The 21,855-nt window shown below is 53.4% G+C and carries 3 protein-coding genes; all 3 read left to right on the forward strand.

Features of this window, described 5'->3' with window-relative positions; translation table 11 throughout:
* Positions 1 to 64: 64 nt before the first annotated feature.
* Positions 65 to 19,051, forward strand: a complete 18,987-nt coding sequence (locus BUB68_RS08980; RefSeq protein ID WP_073090314.1) for a leukotoxin LktA family filamentous adhesin — start codon at positions 65 to 67, stop codon at positions 19,049 to 19,051.
* A gap of 167 nt (positions 19,052 to 19,218) precedes the next feature.
* A complete protein-coding gene (locus tag BUB68_RS08985) occupies positions 19,219 to 20,721 on the forward strand; it encodes a Na+/H+ antiporter NhaC family protein (protein ID WP_073090317.1) in 1,503 nt (500 codons plus the stop codon).
* Positions 20,722 to 20,967: 246 nt separating this feature from the next.
* On the forward strand, positions 20,968 to 21,747 hold the full coding sequence (gene murI, locus BUB68_RS08990) for a glutamate racemase (protein WP_073090319.1): 780 nt from the start codon (positions 20,968 to 20,970) through the stop codon (positions 21,745 to 21,747).
* The last annotated feature ends 108 nt before the right edge of the window (positions 21,748 to 21,855 follow it).

Consider the following 21,855-nt stretch of genomic DNA (forward strand, 5'->3'; position numbering starts at 1 on the left):
ATCAATAAAGAATGGACAAGACAACTCAGGCGCAGTCTATGGATAGATAAGGAGTGTGGCTATCATGTCGCAGACAGGAAAATTCCGCAAGAAAGCAAGAAAGATGGAGAAACTTCAGGAGCGATATGCTTATAGCGTCCTGGCCAGCAAAGTGTTGCTGGGACTTGCCCTGGGGTGCCTTGTTGCCATGCCGTCCGGGGTGGCTTATGCTGAAGACCCGGCGCAGACGGAAATCAAAGCCAAGGGGGCAGATGCTGCCATTGCAGCTGAAGCAGATGGCACTTATAAAATCTATGCCCAATCCGTGAATGGTGATCTGGGCGTCAACCGTTTTGATAAATTTGTGCTGGAAAATGGCAATCGCGCAGATATGTTCTTCAATAAGCAGGGGGAAACGGTTTATGCTGCCAATCTGGTCAATCTGGTCAACAGCCAGGTTACCATCAATGGTGTGCTGAATGCGGTCAAGGATGGGAAGATTGACGGCAATCTGTATTTCCTGAGCCCTGAAGGCATCGCCATTGGTGCACAGGGGGTGATCAATGCGGGCAGTTTTACGGGCATGGTCGTGGATAAAGATGCCTTCAGCGAGTTCTACGAGGGGACGGAAAATCGGAAAAAAGCCACCGGTGACCAGCAGCAGGGGGCTGAATTCGATTTAGATGCTGTCAAAGGGCTGGCCATTGGTGGCACGATAGATGTGTCCGGGCACATAAATACCCATAGCGGCATCTTCCTCGGTGCAGGTGTCATCAATATCAAGGACGGTGCCCAGCTGAAGAGCGTGAGCAATATCCAGTTTGAGGATATCGTCAATAGTTCCATTGCTCAGCAGGTGCCGGCTAATCTTACCGCCACCACGGGCGAGGGCAGCGACATCGTCCTGGCGGCGGCCAGCTCGGTCGGGGTGGATGACAGTTCCCTGCCGGAACTGAAAGCGGTCAAGAAAAAGAATGAGCAGGGTCAGGAAACCGATGAATACGTATTGGAGAACTGGGATAAATGGGAAACGGGCTGGCTGGAGGAAATCTTTGCCGCCACCAATGAAGCCGCCATTGACAATCAGGGCAAACTCATCACGGATAAAGCGGTGAAGCTCACGGCCAAGGCAGCTACCAGCTATAAGGAAGGCGCCATCTTCAAGTATCTTCAGGACCAGCAGGTCAAGGATCTGGTGCAGAATGAGATCCATAAGTCCATCGGGAAGAAGGCGGCTTTGAAAACGGGCATGTGGGCGTTCCTGAAGGCGACGAACAGTGAGGCGGCAGCTTTGGCAGAGCCGTCCACCGAGGAATGGACCAAATGGATTGACGTATTCCTCGTGGGCATCATGGAGGGCACCGGCAACCGTACGAATCAAGCCAATATTTCCCTGGGCGGCGAAGTCCGTGCAGCCTCCCTGTCGGCTGAGGCCACAGCTAATCTGGCCATGAATGTAGATGCCAGCATCATGGCCCGGGCTTATACCAATGTCAAGGGCAAGAATACGGCGGACATTGAGGTCAAGGAAGGTCTGAACCTGGGCAGCAATATCGGGGATATCACTCTGAATTCGGCTGCCAATACGGATATTTCCGCCGTGGCCAGAGGGCTCAATGTCAAGCGGGCGGATGGTGATACGACCACGAAACTGCCCTCTGTCTATGGTGCCGTGACCATCGTCAACACGGAAAGCGGCGCCAATGTCAAGGTCGACAAGGCCATAACGGCCAGTGGCGATTTCAAGGCCACGGCTGACATGAAGGAAAAGATGAATGTGGTGGCTTCGTCGGCCATGAATGAGGACACGGGCACCGTGTCGGCTGGTGTGGCCTATGTGGACGACAAGACCGATGCCACGGTAACGCTCAACAAGGATATCACGGCCAAGACCATTACCGCTGATGCGCAGAACCGGGTGCAGAAAGACCTGCTGACCGTCAACAATACCTTGGGCGTAGTGTCCGGCCAGGTCTTCAAGAATGACACCAAGCCTGTAGAACTGAAGCCGCTGGACGAGTCGAAAAAGAACACGCTGAACAAGTATCTGGACAAATTGGTGGACATGGGCGATGGCCTGGTGGGCAAGCTGAAGCAATACGGCGATGCCGGGGCAACCGTGGGTGTCTTCAATCAGGAGAACAACAGCAAGGTCATGGTGAATTCTGCCCTGACGGCCTCGGGGGGCGATCTCAAGCTGAATGCGGAAACGACCATTGGCGATATGGGCGTGGATGCGGATGATAACCCCATTCCCATCGGCGGTTTCCATATGAATGTGGTCAGCGCCATGACCCATACCAAGAGTGATGGCAGTGCCAATAACGGCGGCCTGATCAATGCCGCCGTGCTGGTGGACAATGTCAGGAACAATGCCGTGGTGCAGGTAGCAGCACCTGCTAAATCCCTGCAGGCAACGGGCAATGTCAAGGTCAATGCGCAGGCGCATATGGACTACGCTCCCGATGCGGAGGGACTCTATAATGTAAAGAAAGCCTGGGGCGATGTCAAAGAATCCTTTGAAGCCATCAAGACGTTGGTCTCAGATGATGTCAAGAATGTATTTGAAGGCATCGGGGACTCTTTCGAGAAGGTGGACTGGAGCGACCTTTCGTCCATCAAGTCCAGTTTCACAGAGGGTGAGAAGCTGACGAAGGCCATTGCCGAAATCAAGAAAGATGGGCAGATTGCGGCCAAAATCAAGGAACGCTTCCTCACGACGGTGGATAAGGCCGTCAACCTTACCCATCCCTCGGCCTATACCCATTATCATGTACGGACGGAGTCCAAGAATACGACGGGGAATTTCACGGCCACGGGTTCCGTGCAGGTGGACAAGCTGGAGAACAATGCGGCTGTCCTGATTGGGGAAGGCACTTCGCTCCATGCTGATGGCAATACCAGCATCAAGGCCGATTCGGGCACCTATACCGTTTCTCTTACGGGCAAGGGCGGCGAATATGCTACGCTGGACCAGGAGGGCAAAGTGGGCGTCGGTGCCAGTGTGGCCTATCAGGAAATCGGCGGCACCGGTCTGGTCATGGCGGGCAAAGATGCGGTCATCGAAGGGCAGAAGGTTGACATCACGGCTGACCAGACGATGAAGCAGGTGGATATTGTCTATTCCTCCGGCAAGGCCGATACCCTGAATATTGGCGGCATGGTCAATATCGTGAAGGGCGCGGGCAACAGCATCGTGGCCATTGATGATGAGGCCGTCATCAACGCTACTGCGGCAGATGGTGCCATCAAGCTGCATGCGGATAATAGCACAACCATCAATGCCATCACTGGCGGGCTCACGTTAGGCGGCAAGAATGCCTCGGGGGCTGTGGGCATCGGCGTCAGCTGGGTGGATTACGATACCAATGATATCGTGCAGGTGGCTGATAATGGCCGGGGTGTGGTCAAAGCTGCAGAAACGGACACGGATACGGATGAGCAGAAAGCTGCCAAGCGCACGGGCAATCGCAGTGTGCTTGCCCGTGACCTGGCTAAGCAGATTGGCGCGGCCGGGGACGATTTCTTTGGCGCGGCTACGGCTGGCAATGCGGGACGGAAGGCATGGCAGGCAAACAGCTTTGAGGCACTGGCTGTCACCACCGGCACAATCAACAGCATTGGCGCGGAGATTGCCGGTACCACGGGTTCCGATAAATCTTTCTTTGATAAGGGCAGCAACCTGATTGAGAATATCGGGAAAAAGCGGGATAAGTTCAACAACTGGCTGAAGGGCAACAAGCTGACCAAGGCCATTCAGGGGTCCAATGCCAGCAATACCGCCAGTGCCAATGTCGGCGGTACGGGTGGCTTCAAGCTGTCCGCCGCAGGCAGTGCGGCCATCAATAAGGGCAACAGCGATACCACGGCGGCGGTCAGCGGCATCGAGCTCCGGAAGAATTCTGCGGCGGAACTGGCCAGCGTGACGGTCAAGGCCCAAGATGATATGTTCATTGGTGCCTTTGCCGGTGGGGCGGCGTTCAATGCCTTGAAGCAGAATAACAGTCCCGCAGTGGCTATCGGCGGTGCTGTCGGCTATACCAGACAGAACCGCACGGTGGATTCCCTGCTGTTGAATGCGCAGGTTGAGGGGGCTGGCACCTTGGCCAATCAGGCGGAAAAGGCCGGCACGGAAGTGGCGGCAGGCCTGTCGCTGGCGGTGAATACCAGCAGCGGCACGAATCTTACCGCCAGTGGTTCCGTATCCTATAATGATGTGCATAATCAGGTGCGGGCCTTGCAGATTGGTACGGATGTCAACAAGACGTATGCCGGCAGCACGAAAACTGTTGTCACCAACAAGGCGCTGGCCAGTGATTGGCAGATTGCGGGCGGCCTGTCGGCAAATTGGACGGGCAGTGACGGTACCTCGGCCAATCTGGGCGGGGCCGTGACGGTCAGTGACCTGTCCAATGACGTGGTCAGCATGATCAGTGCCGGCAATTATAAGCAGGTAGATACGCTGAGCATGGAGGCGGCCAAGTCCATCAATCAGATCAATGTGGCTGTAGCTGGCAGCAAGAGCGGCGGCAAAACGGCACTGGGATTGGATGGGGCCGTGGCCTATAACGAGGTGGACAATAAAGTCCGGACGGTTGTACGCAATGGGGCCGCTGTCGAAGCCAGCGGTGCCGTAGCGCTTGTCGCTCACGATAAGGCTGAGGACAAGACTGCCAGCAAGGCAGATTTGCAGGCAAAGGGCATTGATGTTGACCATATGATTGAGCACTACATTTCGCAGGATGCCAAAAAGACCATTGCAAATCAGGATGTCGTAGACCAGACGAATGGGAAGGAAATCAGTGTGGCGGCGAATGGCGGCAGCATCAACATACCGGGCAGCAGTCTGGCCGTGAATGTGGCGGCGGGCGTCAACTTCAACGGCAATGGTGCAGGTGCAGGCGTAGGCATTGACGAAATCAAGAACAATCTGTCCGTAGATATCAACGGCGCAACCTTGAAAGGTGCGGCCATCGATGCCGGCACGACCAACAACACGAAGATTGTCGGCGTCGCGGCAGGGGCTTCCATCGGTGCGGAGTATTTCGGCGGCGCCGGGGCTGTCAGCTGGCACGATGTGACCAATACCAACACGGTGAATATCACGGACAGCAAGTTGACCGCTGATGCGGTGAATGGCGTTTCCCACAATAAGTCCAGTATTGTCAGCGTGGCTGGCCAGTTCAATCAGTCCAGCAATGTGGGCGCAGGCATGACTTTGGCCAACAACGATATGAACAATACCAGTGGCGTCTATCTAAAGGGCGGCAAAGTCCAGGGGGTTACGGACGACAAACTGGAAAACCTGACGCTGGCTGCGCATAATGATACCTATGTGCTGGCCGTGGGGGCTGGTGTAGGCGCTTCTGGTCTGGTCGGCCTCAATGGTTCCGTGGCCATTAATGAAGGCAGCAACAGCAGTGAGGCCATCATCGGCAAGGGGACGAAGGGCACGGATATTGTCCAGGTAAAGGCCTTGAAGGTAGCGGCCGATAATACCACGTCCAAGACCACCATTGCGGGCAGTCTCACCTATACCAACGGGGGCATCGCTGGTATTGGCGGCGGTGTGGCCTATGCCAATATTGGCCGGACGGATAACCGGGAAAAGACGCAGGCCCTGATTCAGGATGCGTCCATTACGACGCAGCCAGCTGCTGCCATTGATGTAACGGCTCTGGATACGTCCAAGGCTGTCAGCGTGGGTGTAGGTGTAGGCATTGAAGGCAGCGTCAATCTGCAAGGCGGCGTGGCCCGTACCAATGTCCGTAAAGATGTCAATGCCGGCATGGAGAATACTGCCATTGATGAAGGGCAGGATGCTGCCCAGGCTGATGTGAGCATCAAGGCGGATTCGACCGTCAACAACAAGACTGCCGGTGCGGCTTTGGCAACGGCCTTTACCGGGCTGGTAGCTGGTGGTGTCGGCCTGTCCTTCAATGATGTGGAGCAAAACACCAGGGCTTACTACGGTTATCTGAACACCCGTCCGGAAAATGCCAGCCGGGTGAATGAGCTGGCCATCAATGCCACGGCGGATAACAAGCTGCTGGGGATTGGCATTGGCCTGGCAGGTGCCAGCACCTTTGCCGTTGGCGGTTCATACAGCTACAACTATATCCGGGGCAATACCACGGCAGAAATGAATAAGGCCAATATCATCAGTGCGCAGAATATCGGCGTGGTGTCCCAGAGTGATGATGCGATTTCGGCTATTGCCGGGGTTATCGCTGGCGGTGCTGGTGGTGCCGCTGGCGTATCGGTGGCCAATAATCAGATAAACGGCGATACGGTGGCGGCGGTCACGGGCAGCAGGCTGGTCACGAATACGGCGGTAAACAGCGATGATGCGAAGAAGATTGCCGTCAACAACGGCATAAAGGATGCGAAAACAGATGCGGAGGGCCGGGGACTGATCCAAGGGCAGGTGCAAAAGGCAACCTTCGTGCCTGGCAAGCTCAAGGAAGGCCGCGAAAATACGTCCCTGACCGGTCTGGTCATCGACAGCAGTGCCACCCATGCCATCGCCTCGGATCTCCTGACAGGAGCTGGTGGTGCTATCGGTGGTGTAGCGGGTACTTTCAATGAAAACTTCATCGAGGGCAAGACAAGAGCCAGCCTGAATGATACCTCTGTAAATGAGGATAAATCTCAATACGGTGGGTCTATTAAAGACACCCAAAATACCACGGTAAAAGCGGCGGATTATACCAATATCGGTGCTTTTGAAGTGGGGGCTGCTGGTGGGGCCAACGTAGGCTTTGGTGCTACGCAGAATGCCAACAATCTGAGCCGCAAGGTTCTGGCAGAGAGTTATTCCCAGAGTGCGGCCGATGTGAAAGCCCATGACTTCAAGCTGCAGGCACTGGCCAAACAGGGCGTTTCCAATCTGGCTATCGCTGGCGGTCTGGCCGTGACAGGAGCTGCAGCCAATGCCAATGTGATTTCGGATGATCTGGATATGGATGTTCAGGCCAGAACCAACAGGCTCAATCTGGAATTTGCCAACAAGGCCGATATCCTGGCGGACAATGAGAGCCGGATCTATATGGGAACTTATGGGGCTTCCGTGGCTGGTATCGGTGCTTCTGCAGGAATGGGCATCAATCTGGTGGATCAGCAGTCCACTGTCAAGACCACGGTGGCCAATAGTACCCTGAAAGAAACGGAAAAGACGACGTCGCAGGCCAAAATCGAAGCCAGGAACAAGACGATACAGGAGGCAAGCCTGGTTTCCGGTGCAGGGGCTGGCATGGGGGTCGGTATCGTGGGCACCTTCAACCACAGCAAGCTGACTTCGGATGTGGGCGTAGTTATCAGCGGCTCCACGCTGCAGGCTGGCAAGATTGATGTCAATTCCCATGATGTCATCTGGAGCGATCAGGGGACAGGTTCTGTATCGGGGGGGTTGTTTGGCGGCGTAGGTGTCAACAGCACCGTCAACACCGTAGCGGATAAATCCTATGTCAACATCAGCAGCAACAGCCTGCTTACGGCCAAGGATACCGTCAAAGTCAAGGCGGATATCGTGCGGGATATCGATACCTTCATGCTCAACGTGTCGCTGGGCGGCGTGTCAGTGGGGGTAAATCATATGAATACCTCCGTCAATGAGAGTCTCAAGGCCGATAAAGCCCTGCAGGACAAAATCAGCAAGGCAAATGCTCTGGATAAGGATAATACAGCCAGCTTCGTGGGCCTGACTAAGGCGGAACGTCAGCAGGCAAGAGAGAGGACTGCTTTCCAGATAGACACCAATGTAGCAGGTACATCTTTGGGCAGTCAGCTGTCGGTCAATGGTTCGTCCATCAATGCCGGCGGCGCTTTGTCTCTCGATGCAGAGGAGAAGAACCGGCTTAGCCTGTCGACCATCGGCACCAGTGTGGGTGCAGGCAGCTTTGTGGTTACCAATGCGGAAGCCACGCTGAAGAATGCTAATGGCGTAAGTCTCGATGGTGCCAGCCTGACGGGCAGCAGTGTGGATATCAGGGCCAATACTGCAGATGCTTCCCGGGATGGCAAGTCCGGCCTTTACACGCAGGGGGCCGTAGGCAATTTGGGGATAGTGGGCATTACTGCCATTTCCAGCAAAGCGGAAATGAGCGGTTCCACCGCTGTGCATGTCAAGAATACGAATATCACTTCGACGGGTGAGGTGAATATCAATGCCAAAAGCGGCGTTACGGCCAATACCAATGTCAATGGGGTTACGGCTGGCGTAGCTACGGTAAACGCTATTGATACGGGCATCACTAATACTAGTGTGCTGGCGGTCAATTTTGAAAACAACAGTGGAACGCATACCATCAAGAGCACGAAGGCCGATGGCAAGATCAATGTGAATGCCGTCAATACGGGGAACTTTACGGCTAACAGCACAGGCATATCTGCCGGCCTGCTGGCTGCGGGCGGCAATAAGACTTATGCCAAGGACAACAGCACCTCGCAGATCAACATTACGGGCAGCAACTATGCCTTTGCGGCCGATGCCCTGTCCTTCCAGGCGGCCAATGCCCCGAAGCTGAAAGTGGATATTGACAATCATGCAGTGGGCGTAGCTACGGGCATGGCTTCGTATGCTACGGCGGAGGTCAACAGCAGTGCGCTTATCAATGCCGATGATAATAATGCCTTCCAGGCAGGTTCTGTATACTTTGGTGCTCAGGTGGGCAAGGAGAAGGAAATCACGGCGGCTTCCCGTCTGCGCAGTGTGGCAGTGGCCGGTATGGCCATCCCAGGGTATAGCGGCGATGATTCCCTGGTCAGCACCAAGACCAATGCGGCCATCAATATTGGAAAAGAAAACTATAAGTTCAAGGATAGTGAAAACAAGGAAAAACGTGCGGCCTTGACCATTGCGGCCGTCAATCTGGCCAGCCGTCAGAATGATGTGAGCAATGTTACGGTCAGTGCCATCAAATTTGCGGCAGGCGCGATTACCGGTACGACCCGGGCTGAAGATACGGCCAGCGTTAATGCCGGTGGCGGCGATGTGTATAAACTGCTGCTGGGCGCCAGGGTTGATTCCTACACGGATTCCTATGTGCGTGGTTCCGGCGGCGGTATCGCCGATTACGGCAATACTGCCAAGGCGATTACTTACTTTGATAATGCAGCCAGTGCCAATATCTATGGCAAGTGGGATGTTACGGATGAACTGCAGGTAGCTGCCGAGCAGGAGGATGGCATGGATATCCAGGCCTTCTCTGGCAGCGGTGGGATTTATCAAGGAGGTGGCTTGTATACCAATCTGGATATCGGCAGCAAGGGGCGTATCACCTCAGCCAATATTGGCAAGGATGCAGATATTCAGGCCAACAGAGTGTATGTGGGGGCAGAAAATTACCTCAACACCCGCAAGAACAACAAATATGGCAAACGCCTGGATATGACGGCAATATCTTTCTATGGTATGTCTGTACTGGAAAGCAAGGATGTCATCAAGAAAGGCACGCAGGTCAATATCGGTGACAATGCCAAAGTGACAACTGTCGGTACGCAGGAATACGAAGTGACCAACAAGGATGTCCTGAATAACTATGCCGAAGGCCTGAATGGCGGCTTAACCCAGACGATTGTGACACAGTCCCGGACAGATTATACATCGGCCAATAAGGTAACTCTGGGGCAGGGGGCAATGCTCTGTAATACTGGCGGCTATGACAAGGGCGGCATTACGCTGGCGGCTTATGATGATATTGACAGCACGGTTCATGCGGAAGGTCAGGTTCGCGGTCTTGCCGGAGCCGGTCCCACGGCAATCACCGAGCACAATATCAAGCGGACGAATCAAGTAAACGTCAAAGGCACGATCAAGAGCCAGAAGGATATCAATCTCTATGCCGGTGCGGACCGGAATGGCAATCTGTCCAATGTCAAGCAGCTGTCGATTGCCGATGCGCGTAATGATACGCTCATTCCCCTGGGCTGGCGGCGTGAACTCGATATGGAAAACCAGCGCAACAATACGGTGCAGGTCGAGGCCGGTGCTGTTGGGGAAGCTCTGCGCAATATCAACATCAAGGCGGTGAATGGCCAGGAAAATATCCTGAAGCAGGCCAGCTACCATACCATTTATGGCGGCAAAGGCGGCGATAAGGAAGCAATTCCCGTAGTGGAAACCAGTGACGGCAGTGGCCGGATTGATAAGCTGGTCACGAGTACGACCAATTATGCGCAGGTGGATGGTTCCCTGCTGGCCGGGTATCAGGACAAGCTTTATGTCACCATCACAGGTCAGGTAGTACCGCAGAGCTATCTGGGGCATCATGATGTAAAAGATGCTAAAGACGCAACTATCCTGGAAAGCCATGATGTTACGGCTGCGGGCGGTGACGCTGCCTATACTATATCCATAGTGGATGATGAGGGCCGGCATTATACGGAACTGGAACAGGCCACGAAGCAGTACAGCAGCAGTTATGCCAATATCCTGGCCAATCGCTGGTCGGAACTGAAAACGCTCCTCAACTCCTATAGCGGCAAAGATGGCAAGGGAGGCGATGGGCAAACGGCCATTGCCTATGCCGGTTATGCTGCGGAACTGGAGCTGCTGGAAGCCAAGATGAAGAATCTGGGCCTTTTGGAGGAAACAGAGGTTAATGGCAAGAAGGTCAATATTCCGGTTACCTCAGGCTATGATATTCCCATCGTGGCCCTGCCGGAACTTTTGGAAGCCAGCGGCGGGACCATCAACGTGGACAGCAGCAACTTCTATGGTACGGGTTCTGTGGTGGCCAAGACCAATCCGGAAGTCAAAGTGGAGAATCAATCCAATGCTTATCTGGTGGTCAATGATGTCCTGCTTCGCGACAAAGGGGAAGGCATCATTTACCGGGATAACCTCATTGCTTCCGATGCTGCCGGCAAGGCGCAGATCAAAGAGCTCAATGGGAATAAGAACTATGATGTCGCTTACAGCAAGCTGAAATCTGTCACCGGCGATGGCCCGGCTGTGAATATTACCTCGGACAACGCGTCCATCAGCGGCATTACCCTGACGGATCGAGTAACCAAGGGGGAAACGACCGACACGGTGACCGGCACCTATGATGGTGTGGGGGCCATTGAGATTGCCGGCCATGTGAATGGCGGTATCGGGGATGTGAATATCACCAACCGAAACAGGAACGGCGATATCATCATCAATGGCTCGGACAGCAAGGCAACCGGTGTAGATGGCCGCACCATAAGACTCACGGCCACATCCGGCAGTGTAACCCAAAGCTATACCAAGGGCGTGGTGCATATCGGCTCGACGCCGGAGGATGTGTATAAGACGACCAATGATGCGGCCATAACCAACATAAATAATGGCTGGGGCAATAGTTATACAGAGCCAAAGCATACGACAACAACAGTGGATGGTTCGAATGCAAGAAGTGAGAGCGAATCCACGGCAACAAAAGCTGGCCGGATTGCCGGCAATGCAATTTTCATTGCGGCAGATGCCATCAATGTGAATGGCATCCTGCAGAGCGGCTATGGCAAGTATGCGGCTGTCGTGACAGAAGAGCAGGTGGCTGCGGCCAAGACAGCGGCGGCTAATAAGGATTTTAGCAAATCCAAGCTCTATGAAGGTCATCGCATCTACAAGGTCAATGAGGGGGGAACGAGCTGGGATAACAAGGATACAGATGGTTCATTGAAGTACACGGTTCAGGTCTATTATGATCCGGATAATGATACATTGCTGACAGAAGATATCGATGCCCAGGGAGGCAGGGTGTATCTGACTGGCCGCATCATCAGCACCACCGGTGGGCAGATTTTTGCCGTAGATGGCGGTGCGGATATCCGGATTGAAAATCAGAGCGATACCGCCATGCAGGTGGGGAAAATCCTCAATAATGATATCAATGGAGAAGTTGTGCTGACCACATCTTCCATGGAAAATGGCAAGGAAGTCCTGACCCGTCATAGCTATACCACCGATAAGGTCACGACAACCACGGGGTATATGGGGGCAGATCCGCAAGAGACCAGCGATACGGTAAATACAGGCCGCAGCTATAGTTACACGCCAGCGGCCAACAGCCGTTACAATTGGACGGTCGGTTCGGATTCCACCACCACCATCCATTACTACTATCGGGATACCAAGATTTTCAATGCGGATGTATTCAGCTTTGAATCGGATAGTAGTAAGGTCGTGAAGACAGAATACCCGGCTGAAACAAAACCGTTGCCGAATGGTATCTTTGTTTCTCAGCCACAGACGGGAAGCGGAGACTACCAGATTGTCGCGGATAATGTGATTCTGAGCGAGATGGATCGTTTGAATTTCAAAGCCACTTCAAAGAATTATGTTTTATGGAAAAACTATTATTACAATTGGGATAAGAAAAAAGGTTCCATGCAGACCTATGTGTCCAGCATCAAGGCCGATAATCCCATTGCAATCAAGTTCATTGGCCAGGATGACGGCACCATCAATGTGCAGAGCAGGGGCGGAATCACCCTTGCGGGCAATATCCGCAACAATAATGCTGCGGGCACCATTGACATCAGTTCTGCGCAGGGCGGTATCCTTGGCAACGCCGGTGTGTCGGTCATCGGCAATAAGGTCAATCTGAATGCACAGAAGGATGTTGCCAATATCAATATTGAAGCACTGGACAAGGCGAAAGCCGTCCAACTGCAGGCCAATACCCAGGATGGTAATATCGGCATTACGGTCAATGGCGATGTGGAGGTATCCACGGTAAAAGCGCAGGCGGCTGCGTCCGTGGCAGGCAACAATAACATCACGCTGAATGCCAGTGGCAATATCCTGCAGGGTACGGGCGATGGCCTGATTGGCCAGCGCATAGACCTGACCAGCCGGGCTGGTGCTATCGGTACGGCCGGGCAGATGCTCAAGGTCCGTGCCGGCCAGCAGGCCCTCAATGATGACTCGCGCAGTGCCAGCATCAGTGCCACGGCCCAGAAGGATATCTTCCTGAAGCAGAATAATGCGGATGAAAGTACGGGCGGCGATATGCGCATCGGCATCGTTCGCTCCATCGCCGGGGATGTTACCCTGAACAATGCCGGCGGCAGCTTTGTGGATGCTCTTCCTTATAACGGCGATGAGACCAGTGATGAAACTGCGGCCCGCATCCAGCGCTGGATTGATGCCGGCATGATTGCAGGACCAGACCGCAACAATGCTTATATCCGCAAGTTGGAGCGCAATGTTGCCGATTACGAGGAGATGGTCAGAAAGAATTTTGCAGATTATCTGGTCATGAAGGAAAATCAGGCTGGCCTGACGGAGGAAAACCAGAAAATCTATGCGAAGCTGGACTCAGAATATGGCGCTTATGCGAATAGTGATGCGTATCTGTCACATTTGGCAGCAGATGCAGGCAGCGATTATGCAAAGCTCAAGGCAGAAGCGGAGAATCCCACCTACAAGTGGACACAGGATGAACTGCTCTACGCTCTGCGCAGCGAGATTGTCAACAAGGAAGTCGGTTCGACGGACAGCAGGGATAAGGTAGCCAATGTTTCCGGCCGCAATATCACGCTGGTCGGCGAGAATGTGGGCAGCAACCTCAAACCGCAGAACATTGCCTATGAGCAGCTGGCCAATGGCTATGTGGACCCCAATGATCCGAGCAAGACGAATATATATTACTTGAAGATATTGGCAAATGCCGATGCGGCGGATGTGATCCATCGTCAGGATGGGCAGGGCAAGGATTATTTTGAGGTAACGGGCATGGCACCATTGGGCATCCATGCTACCGGTGTCATCAATGCGCAGGCTGTGGGCAATGAGGCGGAGGACATCTCCCTGTCTGCCCGCAAGGCTGCTGAAGATGGCGAAGCCTCCGTGCTGAAGCTGGGCACCATCCAGGCGGATAACGGTCTGGTGCGGATCATGGGCAAGGCCGGGCTGGAAAATGCGCTCGATGATGCCAATGCGGCAAATGTCATCGCCAAGGGAGAAGTCCTGCTGGAAGGCGGCGCTGGTGCTGTCGGCAGCGAGGCGAAAGCCATCAATGTGCAGGCCGGCGGCGATCTGAGTGCCCGTTCCAATGCCAACATCTATATCAAGAATGTAGGCGAAAACGCTTTGTCCGTAGGCAGCGTCTATACGCCGGATACGCTGAAGCTTTGGTCGGCCAAAGGTTTGGTGGGCAGCACGGCCAATCTGGAAGGCACCATTCCCTATATCAATGCGCAGCATCTGTTCCTGGATGCCACGAATAATGGTGTTGGCAGTGATTTGGGCACGCCGGATCGGCCGCTCTATATCCTGAGCAATGGTGTCGATATCCAGGCTGCTGGTCATAGTGCACAGTTCCAGGGCGTGGAGCATGCGAAGAACAGCATGGTACTGAACCGTGTGGAACTGACAGATGATTTGTGGCTGCATACACCGGGGACGCTGGCTATTGCGAATGTGGTCTATGCCGGCGACACCATGGTTTTAAGCGCGGACAAGGGTATTGTGATGGCGGATCAGGAAGAGGAAGCGACAGCTGCTTCTTACTTGGATGCAGGTACAAGTATTTCCCTTGCCTCGCAGACAGGTGATCTGGGTGCTAAAGGCAATGCCTTGCGGCTGTTGAATTCCGGAGTTTCGGTAACGGCTGCGGGTGTAAATGGCTATCTGCTGGGATTGGAACGGCCCGCTCTGCATACTGTCGGCATGGATCTGGGCCATATCGGCACGGAGACGGTTCCGGGCTTTACCGGCGATTTGTGGGTGAAGAGCCAGGGCGCATTGACTACCAAAGAGATTGTCAATGTCAAGGGCAATCTGGAACTGTTGGCAGACAATAATACCCTTAAATCTCAGAATGACTGGATTGCCGGCGGCGATATCCATGCCAAGGGCAATGATGTGGAATTGAAGGATGATGTGAAGGCTGGTGGAAAGGTTACTGTTGAGGGACAGAATATCAATCTTGTCGGGAATACAAACGCAGACCATGACCTGACTTTGACGGCCACGGGCGCTATCAAGTCGGTTGGCAACTGGACTGCCGGCAACGATATGACGGTTGCGGGTACGAATATCGATCTGAATGGCAATATAGCAGCCACGCATAACCTTGATATGACGGCTGCCGGCGATATCACGTCGGTAGGCAACTGGACCGCGGGCAATGATCTGACGGTTTCCGGCCGGAATATCACGGCGGATGGTCAGCTCTCAGCCGATAAGGAGGTAAATCTGACGGCAGCAGCCAAGGCAGATGTCAAGGATAAAGTATCAGCAGGTAATGATGTCACGGTCAAAGCAGTAGATATCCAGCTGGCAGGAGAAGCAAGGGGCAATAATATCTCCCTGTCTGCCACGAATATCGATTTGAATGGGACAATGACAGCCACGCAGGATCTTGGTGTGACGGCTATCGGTGATATCACGTCGGCAGGCAATTGGACCGCCGGCAACGATATGACGGTGGCAGGCACGAATATTGACCTGAATGGCAATATAGCAGCCACGCAGAATCTTGATATGACGGCTACCGGCGATATCACGTCGGTAGGCAACTGGACCGCGGGCAATGATCTGACGGTTTCTGGCCGGAATATCACGGCAGATGGTCAGCTTTCAGCCGATAAGGATGTAAAACTGACGGCAGCAGCACAGGCAAATGTCAAGGGCAAAGTAGCAGCAGGTAATGACATCACCGTTAAGGCTGCGGACATTCAGCTGGAAGGCGAGGCACGGGGCAATAATATCACCCTGTCTGCCACGAATATCAATCTGAATGGCGCAATGACAGTCACGCAGGATCTTGGTGTGACGGCTGCCGGTGATATCACGTCGGCAGGCAATTGGACCGCCGGCAACGATATGACGGTGGCAGGCACGAATATTGACCTGAATGGCAATATATCAGCCACGCAGAACCTTGATATGACAGCCGCTGGCAATATCACGTCGGCAGGCAACTGGACCGTTGGCCATGATCTGACGGCTTCTGGTGCAAATATCAATCTGAATGGGGATGCAAATGTAAGGAATGACATGGAGATGGAGGCAACTGGCACCATCACATCGATTGGCAACTGGACTGTTGATGGCAACCTCACAGTCCGTGGCGATAATATTGAAACAGCTGGCGATATTGCTGCCGGCAGCCGGTTGGAATTCACCGCTGCAGGTTATATTGCCGGTAATGGCAACTTGCAGGCTGGCACAGATGTAGTCAATAGCGCCAATGATATCATGATTATCGGCGGAATTGCAGCTGGAAACAATGCTTCGCTGTTGACTTCAAATGGCGATGTTGTGGTCAGCAAGGATGTAGTGGCCAATCAGTCGGTAACCGCTGTAACCAATAATGGTTCCTTTGTCGTATTTGGAAAGGTCAACGCCATTCAAGGCGATGCAACGCTTATTACGGGATTTGATTCTTTCCATGCGGATGATGATGGCAGTATCCTGGTAACCGGAGGCATTAATGCCGGTCAGGACGTAGCGATGTATTCTCGGAATGCGGATATCATCGTGGCGGAATTCAGTGATAATCCTGAGGCCAATGTCATTACGGCTGGCCGGGATATCAACATCAAGACCATTGACGCAGGTGATATTGCTGTCCTGGGGGCATTGCATTCCGGGCGCAATACCTCGGCTCTGGTAGAGGGAAATCGAGGTGATATCGAGATTTTCGATACGATCACTGCTGGAGCTGGTGTGGACCTGACGGTACAGTCGGATGGACATATCTTTGTGAATTTTGATTTTGACTCCAATGGCACTGCGGAAAATATGGAAATACATGCCGGTACGGATGTCACAGCCCATACGCAATCTGGAGGTATCCTTATTGGCAGGACCATCATAGCGGATCAGGGCGAAATCAATTTGCTTTCCGAATCTGGTTCCATAGCCGTTACAGGCAAGACCAATGCACTGGAGGGCAACATACTGGCGCTTACCGGCCAGGGCGATATCGTGATTGGCGATACTCTGGACCATTTTGAAGAGTCGGTAACGGCGAAGAACAATGTTTCGCTGCTGACCAATTCCGGAACGGTCTACATCTTTGGCAAGACCGTGGCGCAAAACGGCGATGTCAGCCTGAAGGCTGGCAAGGATGTATATGAACCAGGCAAGAGCAACTTCATTATCGAAGATAATGGGGTAGTCGAAGCTGGTCATGATATTTTCCTTACCGGACGGAATGGCGATATCTTCATGGCAGATTATCTGCAGGCCAAGGGCGGTATCAAAGCTTATGCGGAAGAGCAGGGCAATATTTCCTTTGCTACGGATATTACGGTCAATGGCGATATCGGCCTGACCACGGACACGGGGGATATCACCGTTGGCCAAAATGTCAATTCGCTGCAGGGCAATGTTGATATTGTCGCTAAGACGGGCAATATTACCATTGAAAAAGACCTGTTTGCTGAAAATGGTGCAATCCGTGCTTATTCTGGCAAGGGCGAAATCCATATCGGCGACCAGGGACCGCATGATGATGTGATACTGGCCAGGACGAATATTGACCTTAAGACCCAGGAGGGCAGGATCACGGTTCAGGGGAGAACCCGTTCCGTGGAAGGCGATATCAAAGTATCGGCCGCTGTGCCAGAGTATCAGCAGGGCAAGGACAGCATCATTCTTGAACAGAATGGCGAAGTGGTTTCCGGCGGGGCTATTACCATCAACAGCGGTAATGGTGACTTCCATGTTACCGACAGAGTCCAAGCCGAGGAGAGTCTCTACACCAATGTCATCGGCAAGGGCAGCATGTATTATGATACGGATATCGAGGTCCGGAATGATGTCAAGACTGCCGTGGAGGAAGGCACGATTTACGTCGGAGCCAATGTCAAGGCGGGGAATGATGTCGATATGTCCAACGGGATTGGCAACATCTATGTGGGGCACTCCATCGATGCTAAGGCGGGCAATATCAATCTCAATGTAGAACGGGGGAATATCGATGTAGGTGATAATGATGCCGAAACGGAAACCATAACGGCCGCAAATGATGTCAATATTGCTGCAAATGTAGGAAAGATTACCGTATATGGCAAGACTTCCACCCGGAATGGCGATATCACCTTGAAGGCCGGATCGGAAAACTATATCGCCGGCGACAGCGGACGGAATATCATCATTGACCACAATGGTCTGGTAGATTCTGCCCGGGATGTCAAGCTTATCGCAACCAACGGCGACCTGCATGTGACCGATAATGTGCTTTCCCAGCGGAATATAGCAGCTCAGGTACTTGAACAGGGCGGCTTGTATTTCGATCGGGATATAGACCTCAAAGGCGATTTGGTGGCAGGTACGGAAAATGGCGATATCGTTGCCCGGGATGTCCAGGCTACGGGGGATATCCGCATTACGCAGAAGAAGGGCGATATCCGCATCAATCTTGCCGATGCTACCCATGTATTCCTGCAGATGGAAGATAACACCGAGGCTTCACAGGTCAATACCATCCGGGCCAATGCCAATGGGGATGAGCTGATGGATGTAACGCTGACCGGCAGCTATCTCAATGTGGGCACCTTGGAAAACAAGGGTGGCACGGATACGTTCCAGGTTTCCTTGGCAGCGCCTGACGGCCAGGAGTTTATCGAGAAGCTCAATATCGGCCAGCTGCGTTCCGATACGGGCACATTTATCCCGAAGGTTTGGACCAGACAGGGAGATGTGTATGTGGATAAGGGACAGCTGCAACTGGCAGATGTTATGGCAGCAGATAAGTTCAGATTTGCCAATGCGATGGTGGATGCCGCTGTTTACGGGCGGATACCAACCCATGATGGGGAGCAGCTGGTTTACTGGAATGATGCGGCCAAGGCCTATCAGATGCAAAGACCCTTTAACCTGTTTGCCGATGGCGGCATGATCACCGACAGGGCAGTCCTCGTGGATTCCCATGATTGGCGACGGCTGTATAGCAGGAAATATTCGGAGACCTATAGCGTTGTGGATCGGATGCGGGATTACCTGATGCGGAAGAACCACTATTACAGCGCTGGGGCTCTTATCCCGTATACCCCGCCCATGCCGTATGTTCGTGTAGAGTCGGCTGGCAATACGGTCAACACCGTGCAGGCTGATAATGCGTCGGAGCAGGAGATCACGGTAGAATAACAGATGATTTGCAGACTGTGGATCTGGCTTGCAGGTTCACAGTCCTTTTTATGAAAACTTGCAAAAAATGCCTAATTCCTCTTGCTACTATGCAAAAAATGTTATACAATTAAGGTCGTGTATTATATGGAAAATATTGGCTAATCATAGCAGAAAGCAGGTAGTGTATGGCTGAATCAATCTGGTCCATCCTGCCGCCGGTTATTACCATTGTTCTGGCTTTGTGGACCAAGGAAGTCTACATGTCCCTGATCATTGGCATCTTCTCGGGTGCCATGCTCTTCACGGGAGGAAACTTCCTCGAATCCATCCTGACCATGTTCAAGGTTATGGCGGACAAGGTGGGCGGTAACGTCAACATCTTGGTATTCTTGGTAATCTTAGGCATTCTGGTAGCGGCAATCACCCGCAGCGGGGCTACGAGTGCTTATGGTGAGTGGGCAGCACGCACCATCAAAGGGCGCCGGCAGGCTTCCCTGATCACGGCTCTCTTAGGGCTGGTCATCTTCATTGATGACTATTTCAATTGTTTGACCGTGGGTACGGTCATGCGGCCGGTGACGGACAAGTTCCGGATCTCCCGGGCGAAACTGGCCTATATCATCGACGCCATGGCGGCCCCCATCTGCATAATCGCGCCAGTGTCCAGCTGGGCGGCGGCTGTAGGCTCGTCCCTGCCGGAAGGTTCGGAGATTGATGGTTTTTCGCTCTTTATCCAGACCATTCCCTTCAATCTTTATGCCTGGCTGACGCTGATATTCCTGTTCTTCATCATCTGGACGGGCAAGGACTTCGGGGCGATGGCCCATGATGTGAAGCGCAGCAATCAGAAGTTTGAGATTCCTAGGGAATATCAGGGCAATGGCGAGGTCACGAAAGACCAGCAGGGCAATGGCAAGATCATCGACCTGGTCCTGCCGCTGCTGGTGCTGATTGCGGCCTGCGTCTATGGCATGCTCTACACGGGCGGCATCCATGAAGGCAAGACCATCGCCAATGCTTTTGCGGATTGTGATTCTTCCAAATCCCTGGTGCTGGGTTCCTTCATTGCCTTTGTGTTTACGGGGCTTCTCTATCTGCCCCGCAAGGTCATTTCCTTCAATGCCTTCTGCGACAGCTTCGGCTGGGGCTTCAAGGCCATGACACCGGCTATCTTCATCCTGTGCCTGGCCTGGACGCTCTCTGGCATCTGCAGTGACAAGTATCTGAACCTGGGCGGCTTTGTCGGTGGCATTGTCAGTGCCAATGCGGCGCTTATCATGTTGCTGCCGCCAATCTTCTTCCTCGTGGCCATCGGTCTGGCCTTTGCCACGGGCACGAGCTGGGGTACCTTCGGCATCCTGATTCCGATTGCCGTGGCTGTGGTAGGCGGAGACCCGCAGATGCTGACCATCTGTGTAGCCGCTATCCTTTCCGGTGCGGTAGGCGGCGACCATGCTTCGCCGATTTCCGATACGACGATCTTGGCATCGGCCGGTGCACAGTGTGACCATCTCGACCATGTGAGCACGCAGCTGCCCTATGTGATGACGGTAGCCGGTTGCTCCCTGCTCGGCTATGTGGTAGACGGCTTCACCGGCAATGGCTGGCTGGGCCTGGGCACAGCTCTGGCCTGCCTGTGCGCAGTCATGGCGGTGATTTCGGTCAAGGTGAAATCGCTGGACAACTAAAGATTCTGCAAGTCAGTTGCCTGCGGGCAGCTGGCTTTTTCTTTGCCTTGTCAAACGCGGTCAATTGCGTTATACTAGCATTTGTTTGCTATGAAATTTCAGTCAGTCAAGCCGCGACGCTCTGCGAAGCAGAGCTAGTCCCTTTGGGGATAGGCGCAGAATGACTTAGATTTCGTGTAAGGGCGTAGTGCGGAACATCGTTTCGCACGAAGTTTGCAAAAATTAGATTTTCAGGAGTTGAGGGCGTTGAAGATTGCCTTTTTTGATTCCGGCATGGGAGGCTTGTCCGTTCTCCATCATGCCATGAAGGTTCTGCCCCATGAGCAGTTTGTGTTCTATGCTGACGAGGATCATGTGCCTTATGGTACGAAATCTACAGCGGAAGTGCAGAAGTTTGTGGGCGAGGCCTTCGACTTCTTATTGAAACAGGATGTGAAGGCCATCGTGGTGGCCTGCAATACGGCAACCTCTGTGGCTGTAGCCGAGATGCGCCGTCGTTATGACCTGCCCATCATCGGCATGGAGCCAGCGGCGAAAAAGGCGCTGGACCTGGATGGTACGCATCGGGTGCTCGTGACGGCGACGCCCATCACTGTCAAGGGCCGCAAGATGGAACTTCTGATTGAGAAAGTCGATAAAGACCATCTGGTGGACAGGCTGGCCCTGCCGGAACTGGTGACCTTTGCCGAGCGGCAGGAATTCAACTCTCCGGCGGTGACGGATTACCTCAAAGAGCAGCTGACTTCCTTTGACCTGTCCGAGTATTCCGCTCTGGTGCTGGGCTGCACGCATTTCAACTATTTCAAGGATACGCTGCGGCAGCTGCTGCCGGACAATGTGAATTTTGTGGATGGCAATGAAGGCACGGTCAACGAGCTCATCCGCCGTCTGAAGGAACGGAACCTGTTGGAGCACCTGCCCCAGCAGGTGGAGTATTTCTACTCCGGCCGCAAGGTGACGGATATGGTGGAACTGGAACGCTTGCAGAAGTGTCTGAGCCGGTTGGAAAAGATGTACAGGATTTAAGGAGCTGTTCATCGATGAATTTTCCTGCGTCTTATCTAAAAATTTATTTATTGCCAGTTCCTAGCTTGACTTTGCCTGCTAATTGTTCTAGTCTATACAATGTGCGTA

The sequence above is a fragment of the Pseudoselenomonas ruminantium genome, from assembly GCF_900142515.1.
GTDB classification, from domain to species: domain Bacteria; phylum Bacillota; class Negativicutes; order Selenomonadales; family Selenomonadaceae; genus Selenomonas_A; species Selenomonas_A ruminantium_D.

Bases quoted from the DNA above. Each gene is read 5' to 3' on its own strand.
- BUB68_RS08980 (WP_073090314.1), top strand. From the start codon at position 65: ATGTCGCAGACAGGAAAATTCCGCAAGAAAGCAAGAAAGATGGAGAAA.
- BUB68_RS08985 (WP_073090317.1), top strand. From the start codon at position 19,219: ATGGCTGAATCAATCTGGTCCATCCTGCCGCCGGTTATTACCATTGTT.